This is a genomic window from Streptomyces sp. NPDC033221, from assembly GCF_055577005.1.
On the sequence record NZ_JBVIQN010000094.1, the window covers coordinates 1 to 1,790 of the forward strand.

At 67.8% G+C, this 1,790-nt stretch carries 1 protein-coding gene; it reads right to left on the minus strand.

Features of this window, described 5'->3' with window-relative positions:
• Nucleotides 1-27: 27 nt before the first annotated feature.
• Nucleotides 28-1,695, minus strand: a complete 1,668-nt coding sequence (locus tag ACZ53K_RS42650; RefSeq protein WP_468848531.1) for an IS1182 family transposase — start codon at nt 1,693-1,695, stop codon at nt 28-30.
• Between the last annotated feature and the right edge of the window lie 95 nt (nt 1,696-1,790).

The following is a 1,790-nucleotide window of genomic DNA, read 5'->3' on the forward strand; positions in this document are numbered from 1 at the left end:
GACGCTGTTGGTTAATCGGGGTGTTGATCACTTCGCCTCGCCGAGTAGTTCGGCGGGGCGAAGTGCTGCGAAGTGGCTGGTGCGGGTGCGGGCTCGGGGTGTGTCGGTGAGGTAGGCGTCGATACGGACGAGGTTGATCGCGGCGCCGGTGAGCTGGTGCTGGAGACTGGTCTTCGCGAGCCCTCTGTAGCGGGATCTGCGCAGTCCGCAACGCTGAACGCCCTGCGAGACTGTCCCCTCGATCCCGGCGCGGGTGTGGTAGCGCTCGCGCCATGCCTCGGTGCCCTGTTCGGCACGGACCTGTTGGAGAGCCTCGTGGGCAGCCCGGGGCTGCAAGGTCAGCCGTCTGCCCACGCTGGAAGTGGTGCACTGCGTGCGGACCGGGCAGGGCCGGCAGTCACTCTTGTTGAACCGGACCCGGATGACCGGGGTGCCTTCCTCGGAACGGTCGGGGTTCCAGCGTCTGGTGGTCTTGCCTCCGGGACAGGTGACCTGCTCGGTCTCCCAGTCGATGGCGAAGTCTCTGACGGTGAAACCGCCTGCGGCCAGGGTCTGCGGGCTGATGTCCGGTCTGACCGGCCCGATGAGTGTGATGCCGTACTCGCGGCGGGCACTGGCCAAGAGCTGTCCGTCGGTGTAGCCCGCGTCGACGAAGTGCTCGGCGGGCAGACGGCCACTCTCGGCGAGCTGGGCGTGGACCGTCTCGGTCATCGCCACGTCGGGGACCGTCGCATCGGTGGTGACCACGTTCGTGATCAGGTTCGGGGTGTCCTGCTGCCCGCAGGTCTCGGTCAGGTGGATCTTGTATCCCGGCCAGTGAATGTCCCGCTTGACACCGTCACGGGCCTCATGGTCGTAGGGAGTGACCAGACGCAACGCGCCCGGCGGGCTGTCTTTTGGGGCCCGGCGTCTCACCTCGCCCTCCACCTGGTGGAAGTTCTGCACCCACATCCGGCGCAGGAGCTGCACCTGTTCGAGTCCGCGCAGCTCAGGCGGCGCCTGCCCGGACCAGAGGGCTTCGAGAAGGCGTGTCCCGTCCCGGCCGGTCTGCAACCCCAGCTCGTCCCGTTGCGTCGCGCTCTTGGGTAAGCGGAAGTCTTCGGCCCTGGTGGCGTAGCGCTTGAACCAGTCCGGTTCGGCGACCTGGAGCAGCCACTCGGGTGCCGCCTGGGCCACCGTGTTCAGTGCCGAACGCAGAGTCTCCGTCATCCGTTCCAGCCAGCGCACCTTGCGGGCCGCGGTCAGGACGTGGGTGGAGTCGGTCCTCGCCTTGCCCCCGGTCTTCAGCAGGCCCCGCATCCTCGCCGCGGCGAGGATGGCGTCCAGGACCCTTCGGCCCGCGTCCGCTTCCACCAGACGGTCCCTGAACTCCGAGAGCACCGAGAAGTCGAACCCCGGATCGTCCAGTTCCAGCCCGAGCGCGTACTTGAAGTCGATCCTGGCCCGCACTGCTTCAGCGGCCTGCCGGTCGGTCAGTCCCTCCACGAACTGCAACACCGACACCAGCGCCAGCCCGCCCGGTGACCAGGCCGGCCTGCCCCGTACCGGGAACAAGTCCGCGAACTCCTCGTCCCTGAACAACGATCCCAGCTCGTCCCGCACCCTGATCGCCAGGCTCCCCTTCGGGAACACGGCCCGAGCCACCCGTACCGTCTCCGCCGGGATCTCCCCAGGTCCCTTCGGCTGCATCGACATCCGCACCCACCCCACACGACAACGTCGGCCGTCAAGACCACAACCAGGTCTCGAAGGCCGACGTCACGCGAGGCCCCGAATAAACCAACAGCGTC